The following is a 7,142-nucleotide window of genomic DNA, read 5'->3' as shown; positions in this document are numbered from 1 at the left end:
GGCCCTTGATGTGACTGTTCAAGCTCAAATTATGGATTTGTTGAATGAACTGAAAGATGAGTTTAATACTGCAATCATCATGATTACTCACGATTTGGGCGTTGTTGCTGGCTCTTGTGACAAAGTGCTGGTGATGTACGCAGGCCGTACCATGGAGTACGGTAGTGTTGATGAAATTTTCTATGAACCGAGCCACCCATACGCAGAGGGGCTGTTAAAAGCCATTCCTCGCCTCGATACCGAAGGTGAAATTCTACCAACGATTCCAGGTAATCCACCTAACTTACTTCGTCTGCCACCGGGCTGCCCTTATCAGGATCGTTGCCACCGTGTGATGGACAGATGTATGAGTGAAGCGCCGATCCTTCAACCATTTGGTGATGGACGACAGCGTGCGTGTTTTTCTGACTGGGAGACTTGGACAAAATGAGCGAACAAAAATCATTATTGCTAGATGTTAAAAACTTAAAAGTACATTTTAGCATTGCGTCTAAATCTGCTTGGCCATGGTCAAAGCCATCAAATCTTAAAGCGGTCGATGGCATTGACGCTCGTCTATACGAAGGAGAAACCCTAGGTGTAGTTGGTGAGTCTGGTTGCGGTAAGTCTACCTTTGCACGTGCGATTATCGGGCTCGTTGAAGCAACCGATGGTGAAGTGGTGTGGCTGGGTCAAGACCTAACTAAAATGCATTCTGTGCAGCGACGTGAAACTCGTAAAGATATTCAAATGATCTTCCAGGATCCGTTAGCTTCTCTGAACCCTCGAATGACGATTGGCGATATCATTGCCGAACCACTTGAAACTTTCTACCCTGAATTGAGTAAGGACGAAGTAAAATCAAGAGTTAAAGAGATGATGACGAAAGTCGGTCTATTACCTAATGTAATCAACCGTTATCCTCATGAGTTCTCGGGTGGCCAATGTCAGCGTATCGGTATTGCACGTGCACTTATCTTGAATCCAAAAATGATAATTTGTGATGAACCGGTATCAGCTCTTGATGTATCGATTCAAGCACAGGTCGTAAACCTTCTTAAAGAGCTACAAAAAGAGCTTGGTTTGAGCCTGGTGTTTATCGCCCATGATTTGTCTGTGATTAAGCACATCTCAGACAGAGTGTTAGTGATGTACTTGGGGAACGCCGTTGAGCTGGGTGAAGCGCATGCCGTGTTTGCCGAGCCAAAACATCCTTACACGAAAGCACTGATGTCAGCGGTACCGATTCCCGATCCTCGTCTTGAAAGAGCAAAGAAAATCGAGATGTTGGAAGGGGATTTACCGTCTCCAATTAATCCGCCATCGGGTTGTGTGTTCCGTACGCGTTGCCCGAAAGCAACACAGGAATGTGCAGAGACGAAACCTACGATCCAAGGTAATGATGTGCACGCTGTATCCTGTTTACACGTGAGCATCTAAACTTCGTTAGTTCAGCCTGTGACAGGCTTAAGCGCGATTTCTTAAATGAATCGCGCTTTTTTTGTTTTTGGGTGTTTCCAAATGATAGCACGTGTTAAAACGCTGCTAAAAAATCTTACAGTCAAAGACATCTATAGTGGAAAAGAACCTATAAATAAAAGCCCTATCGAGAGGATAAGGCTTTGGAGTGAAGTATGTATGAAGATTACGATTTTGGTCTAAGGATGCCTTTAACTACGATAGAGTCATCACCAAAGATAAGTGCAGCTCTTTGCTGAACATCGCTTAACGAGATCTTATCAACTTGTGCTTGCGGATCAAAAAGAGGGTCTAAACCATAGCCATGAATGAGATATCTGGCGTAAAACCAAGCTCTTTGCGGTGCATCGTTGTCAATTGGCACAAGATCATTGACTAACTGGCTTCCCACTGCGGCGAGTTCTCCCTCACTAATGGTGAGTAATAGATCTCGAACAACGTTATCAATGGCCAATTCTACTTTTTCTACATCTTTCGGATCCGTGTCAGCGGTTAACATCCAATCACTGGCTAATTCGCTGTCTTGAGTGACTGAAAATGCATACGGGGCGTAATCTAAACTTAACTCTTCTCGCACATGTGTCGTTAAGCGTTGGGTAAGCATGCGCTGAAGCATGTCATCAATGAATATCTCCTTTGCACCACGCTGTTCAGTCTTAGGGTTGGTCATTCGCAGCAGATAGTGGCTGGTGTTTTCGGTGTTTGTCGAAACATCGATGCGTTCGTTTTGGTAATCCCGATAAGCCACAGTGAAGGGTTCATCATTGGTGCGAGTCAGTGGAATTGATGCGATGTACTTTCTGAGCAGTGGTGTAAGCTCTGAAGCGTCGACATTGCCGATGATAACAAGCTTATAGTTTCTATTTCTGGTGAAAAGATCACGATGAACTTGCTCTATTTGCAGAGAGCTTACTGCATCAATATCAGAGAGCTCTTGAAAGAAGTGCGGGCTAGAGGAGAAATAGCTGATATGGTTGAGCTCTTTGGTGAAAGGTCCGATTGGTGATGACAGGAAAGAAGCGACCGATTGGTGATACTCTTGCTTAACTGCTTCAAGCTGAGCTTCATCGATATTGATATCGGTAAAGACGGTGTGCAGCGCCGCAAAACTATCAGTCAGATTCTTTTGGTTACTTTGAAGTTCAATGCCATGTTGAGTAAAGTGGATAAATGGAATGAGCGACAAGTCGTGGCGCCTAAGATGAGAATCCAACGATGAGCCATCAAAGTCACCAATACCACTTCGAGAAACCGTATTAATCGCGATATCGCTTGCCACAAATAGCGTCGGGTCTAATGCTGTTTTTCCGCCTCGACTAGCCAAAACCATATGTATTTTGTTTCCAACGCTTTGGTCTTTCTGGTACCAAACCTCTACACCATTGGAAAGTGACCAGGTGTGAATGTTATGCCTTGAATCTAATGCTTGCTGACTTACGATAGAACCTGACATTTTCGGTGCGTTAAATGCTGTATTGGCGGCGGCTAACATGAGTGGTTTTTTGGCACGAGCATCGGTATTTTTCCGCCATTTCGGTGCTAAAGCAGTGACCTGTGAAATGTCTTCCTGTGGGTCGACACCAATGACCAGTTGATAATCAGAAGAGAGTAAGGTACGTAAATGGCGATTAATACTGCTAACGCTTAGATTCTCAGTCAGTGCCATTAAGTTTTGCCTATGTTGCTCTCGGTCTTGTGCAGGTTGACCCAAAATGAGAGAGGTGACTTTACCATCAGCATGTGTCTCAGCGTTGGTATTGTTCCAATCCGTATCTAAGTTATTCAACCGTGTTTGCCATTCACTGTTTACGAGTTCGAGTTCTTCTTGGCTGATCCCGAAGTCACGTAGCTCAGCAATGGTGGCTTGAAATAGTGATTGGTTGGCCTCTCTTGTTTCTGGAGGAAAGGTAATTTCAGTTAAGAAAAGACGCTGGTAAGGGAGCAAGTAATCTATCGAATATAGCCCCACAACTGGCAGTGCGGCATCCATAAAGCGAGTTGATAATCGTTGCCTGATCACGGTATGAGCAATCTCATCAAGCCAAGCTTCTTGTTGCGCTCTAACTGTAGTGGTAGCGCGATCACCACGATCGAAAACCATGCCGTAACTTGGGGTTTCATATTCTTCAACCGTGCTGATTAGATCGGTGAAGTTGTATCTTTGGCCGGTTGTGTTAGGTTCAAATTGAGTCTCTGTGGATGTCTCTTCCCAGTTCTCAAATTGCTGTTTGATTAATGATGAAATGTTACTTTGGTTAAAGTTGCCATAAATAACGAGTTCAGTTCGAGAGGGTTGATACCACTGGTCATAATAGGCATTCAGCGCTGAGAGAGAAAGGTTATTGATACTTTCTTTGGTGCCGATCGGGTCACGAGTATGATACTGAGTGCTTTCAAGTAGATGATCATAATACTTGTATGCGAGCGGTTGGTTTTCTGGTCGACTACGACGAATTTCACCCAGTACAACCCCTTTTTCTTTCTCGACTTCATCGCCCTCTAATCGAATGTGTTGGCTAATGTCGCCAAACCAGAGCAGCCCTTTCTCAAGCGAGCTATCATCAGAAAGATCGAGCTTATAGATCGTCTCGTGGAAACTGGTGTAAGCATTCAGGTCGGCCCCAAAGCTCGCGCCTGCTTGTTCAAAAAGCGCCACTATGTCGTTGCCTTTAAAATGCTTGGTTCCGTTGAAAGCCATGTGTTCTAGGAAATGGGCATAACCGAGTTGCTGTTCTGTTTCTTGCAAAGAGCCTGAATGGACAATCAATCGCATTGATACGGGGGCTTTTTCTGAATGCCTTAAGTGGTAAGTAAAACCATTCTCAAGCGTATGGCTAGACCAGAGTGGATTACTTTTCAGTGCAACCGGAGGAGGGGAAGAAGCGCAGCCGAGTAGAATGTAGCTAAATAGAGAAATTACAACCAGACGTATACAACATTTCATCATAGAAACCTCAGTGAATTTTACCTAAATGGCACTATAAAATAAATAATTTCAGTGAGTTATGGATTTCATGGTAGTGCTTTATGGGTGCGAGTGACTGTTAAAAATACTGAAAGCGTGATGTTGATTTGACTTACAATTGCAACAAAATCGAAGAGGAAATGAAGGATAATAAAAACCCTCGACATCACCAGGAGTATCGAGGGTTTTGTTTATTTTCTGTCTGTAAACGTTCTACCGATAAAAGCAGCGCGTTAAACGACACTCGGGCTCTATTAACCTTGAGTCGCTTGAATGGCTGTTAGTGCAATTGTGTAAACAATATCGTCGACTAGCGCACCGCGAGACAAATCGTTTACTGGCTTGCGCATGCCTTGAAGCATCGGACCGATAGACACTAGGTCTGCTGAACGCTGTACAGCTTTGTACGTTGTGTTACCCGTGTTTAGGTCTGGGAATACAAATACCGTTGCTTTACCCGCTACAGGAGAGTTAGGTGCTTTAGAAGCCGCTACGTTCTCCATGATTGCTGCATCGTATTGTAGAGGACCATCAATGATAAGGTCAGGACGCTTCTGTTGAGCAATTTTCGTTGCTTCACGAACTTTATCGACGTCTGCGCCTTTACCTGATTCACCTGTTGAGTATGAGATCATAGCAACGCGCGGGTCGATACCGAACGCCGCTGCTGAATCAGCCGATTGAATCGCGATTTCAGCCAATTGCTCAGCGTTTGGATCTGGGTTGATAGCACAGTCACCGTATACCAATACTTGATCAGGCAGAAGCATGAAGAAGATTGAAGATACAATAGAGGCATCAGGGGCTGTTTTGATGATTTGGAACGGCGGAACGATCGTGTTTGCTGTTGTATGAACCGCACCCGATACAAGACCATCAACTTCGTTATTCTCAAGCATCATAGTGCCTAGGAATACAGAGTCTTCCAGTTTTTCGCGAGCAACGACTTCAGTCATGCCTTTTTTGCCACGTAGCTCTACAAGACGAGCGACGTAGTTTTCACGAACAGCTTCTGGGTCGATGATTTCAACACCAGCGCCTAGCTCTACACCTTGTGCTGCTGCAACACGGCGAATTTCGTCAGGGTTACCAATCAGCACACAGCTTGCGATTCCGCGCTCAGCACAGATAGACGCCGCTTTAACAGTACGCGGCTCATCACCTTCAGGAAGAACAATGCGTTTGCCTGCTTTACGAGCGAATTCTGTTAGCTGGTAACGGAATGCTGGAGGGCTTAGGCGGCGAATACCTTGAACACCTTCAGATAGAGAATCAATCCAAGGACCATCAATGTGGCTAGCAACGTGATCGTTAACGAATTCGATACGCTCTTTATCATCTGCAGGAACTTCTAGGTTGAAACTCTGTAGGTTCAGCGATGTCTGCCAAGTGTTGCCTTGTGCTTTGAAGATAGGAAGACCCGTTTCAAATGCAGGCTTACAAAGCTCGATGATCTGCTCTGGCATGTCATAACCGCCAGTGAGTAAGATAGCACCGATTTCAACGCCATTTTTCGCTGCTAGAGCCGCTGCAACGATTACGTCTGGACGGTCAGCTGAAGTCACCAGTAAAGAACCAGGCTTAAAGTGCTCAACCATGTGAGGAAGAGAACGTGCACAGAAAGTGATGCTCTTAATACGACGCTTTTCAATTTCACCGGCATTGATGATTTCGGCGTTTAAGTGCTTCGCCATATCAATAGCACGAGTTGCGATTAGGTCAATGCTCCAAGGCACACAACCGAGAACGCGAATTGGGCTCGTGTTGAAGATTTGCATGACTTCAAGGTTCGCTTGTTGCGCACTGTCTGCATCGTCGAAGATTTCAGATAGGTCAGGGCGCGTGCGACCCGCTTCATCAACAGGCGCGTTGAATTTGTTGATGATAACGCCCTTGATGCTTTTGTTCTTAGTGCCGCCAAAGTTAGAACATGCGACTTCAATGCGCTCTTTAAGCTGAACAGGGTTGTCTGTGCCTGGTGTCGCCACTAAGACAATTTCAGCGCCTAATGTCTTCGCTATCTCCGCATTGACTTGGTTAGCAAATGGGTGCTTACGAGTAGGCACTAAGCCTTCAATTAACGTCACTTCTGAATCGTTGCTGACTTTGTTGTATTGTTCTACAACAGATTCTAGCAGCACGTCCATTTTCTCGTTACCGATCAAGTTTTCAGCAACAGAAATAGGCGTTGGCTGGCCAACCAGAATTGAGCTGTTCGCCGCAATAATCGTTGAGGTTAAATCTGGCTGATCTTTACCTGAACGTGGCTGTGCGATTGGCTTATAGAAAGAAACATTAACGCCCTTGCGCTCCATGGCGCGAAGAACACCCATGCTAACACTAGTCAGACCAACACCAGCACTAGTTGGGATAAGCATAATAGTACGAGACATATGCAAAACACCTTTATTTGAAAAAAAAGCCCAACGACTGATCCCTTAGTTCTCGATTAATCGAGCAATACGATCAATACCAAAGTCCCTTTGGAATAGCGGTTGAGCCCTTATGTATGTACAGAAAATAAGGCCAGTGGCATTCACTGGCCAAAAATAATTATAGTGCGGCTAGACGAGCGGTATCTTCAGCGATTACTAGCTCTTCATTCGTAGAGATAACCATTGCTGGGATACGGCTGTTCGCTGTAGTAATCGTTCCTTCGCTGCCGAAGCGAGCTTTTAGGTTAGCTTCGCCATCGACTTCAATACCGAAGATGCCTAGG

4 protein-coding genes and 1 pseudogene are annotated in these 7,142 nt (G+C 45.1%); 2 read left to right on the top strand and 3 right to left on the bottom strand.

The features are described from left to right. Both ACP45E_RS09265 and oppF read left to right on the top strand, forming a co-directional pair. Positions 1-430, top strand: a 430-nt coding sequence (locus ACP45E_RS09265; protein ID WP_347229978.1) for an oligopeptide/dipeptide ABC transporter ATP-binding protein, incomplete at its 5' end; no start/stop codon positions are given. Continuing rightward, a complete protein-coding gene (oppF, locus tag ACP45E_RS09260) occupies positions 427-1,419 on the top strand; it encodes a murein tripeptide/oligopeptide ABC transporter ATP binding protein OppF (protein WP_017037855.1) in 993 nt (330 codons plus the stop codon). The genes ACP45E_RS09265 and oppF, both read left to right, overlap by 4 nt. Before the next feature lie 205 nt (positions 1,420-1,624). Here oppF and ACP45E_RS09255 read toward each other — a convergent pair whose 3' ends face one another. From ACP45E_RS09255 to ACP45E_RS09245, 3 genes and pseudogenes are all read right to left on the bottom strand, one after another. Next, on the bottom strand, positions 1,625-4,402 hold the full coding sequence (locus ACP45E_RS09255; RefSeq protein ID WP_426510984.1) for a M16 family metallopeptidase: 2,778 nt from the start codon (positions 4,400-4,402) through the stop codon (positions 1,625-1,627). 275 nt (positions 4,403-4,677) lie between these two features. Then, positions 4,678-6,816, bottom strand: a complete 2,139-nt coding sequence (gene pta / locus ACP45E_RS09250) for a phosphate acetyltransferase (protein ID WP_017033867.1) — start codon at positions 6,814-6,816, stop codon at positions 4,678-4,680. Between the two features lie 160 nt (positions 6,817-6,976). Continuing rightward, positions 6,977-7,142, bottom strand: a pseudogene (locus tag ACP45E_RS09245) (acetate kinase); the annotation flags it as partial.

The sequence above is a fragment of the Vibrio genomosp. F10 str. 9ZD137 genome, from assembly GCF_049974785.1.
GTDB lineage: Bacteria > Pseudomonadota > Gammaproteobacteria > Enterobacterales > Vibrionaceae > Vibrio.
Note: the sequence above shows the minus strand (reverse complement) of the source record. Positions and strands in the feature narration are given on the sequence as shown.